At 51.6% G+C, this 860-nt stretch carries 1 protein-coding gene; it reads right to left on the bottom strand.

Annotation, left to right across the window (positions count from 1 at the left end):
- A partial coding sequence (locus tag AC2W7C_RS18550) for a hypothetical protein (RefSeq protein WP_486002661.1) occupies nt 1-268 on the bottom strand: 268 nt, incomplete at its 3' end.
- Nucleotides 269-860: the final 592 nt, after the last annotated feature.

Raw genomic sequence — 860 nt, 5'->3', positions numbered from 1 at the left:
CAATCATTGTCGGGTTAAGGGCTTGCTTCAGATACTCTCGGTCACGTCCATCCTGCATAGCGTAAGCCTTGATGTGAGCCTGAGCCATGTAGTACATTCCAGCCAGACCATAGACATAACCGTTGACAGCGCAGCGTCCATCGCTCGGTTGTTCTTGGTGGCATTGTAGAAGGTACGCATGGTTCGGCCGTTGATGGACTTGATAACGAAAGTTTCTTAAAACTGCAAAGACAGTCTTCGCCAGCGGTCCATACGCCTTTGGCATCATGTTGCTAAGCTTGTGCGGGACGGAGCAGGGGTCTCGTCAGCGATGGTATCACCCATACGCCAGAGTCCATAGCCTTGGTCCTGACTGAACGCCTTCTTATCCTTGATGGTGTACTTCCCGTCTGGACACGAGTCACTGACTCACGGATGAGGGACTTAATTCCTTTCCACTGATCGTCTGAGATACCAGCGGTCTTCAGCCAGCGGTCATCGAACCTACGCTTACTGCCAGTCAGACTATGCTCCACGATGTCAGACAGGAAGCCCTGACGTCCAGCATCTAACAGGTAGTTTGTCGTACCGTTGAGGACTTTAGTGAACGGAGATCGTGCTGCAAGTTCACCAGTGTAATACTTGGCAGTCCCTAGAGCTGTAGCTGTTCCACGCCCTAGGTCACTGTAAGACCGCAGACGGTCAATGACATCCTGTTTAGACGGACGGATTGAGTCATCCAGTTCCTTACCCGAAGATAACATTGTGCAGATCCTTAATCTCTGAGGCCCCAACCTTCTTGTTACGGAAGGCTAGGTCACGGAACATCGGGGACTCCGTGTAGCAATGCACGAACGTTTACCACGAGCTAGCATACCACC

It is taken from the genome of Brevundimonas sp. CURTG3B2_SDJG, from assembly GCF_057364705.1.
Note: the sequence above shows the minus strand (reverse complement) of the source record. Positions and strands in the feature narration are given on the sequence as shown.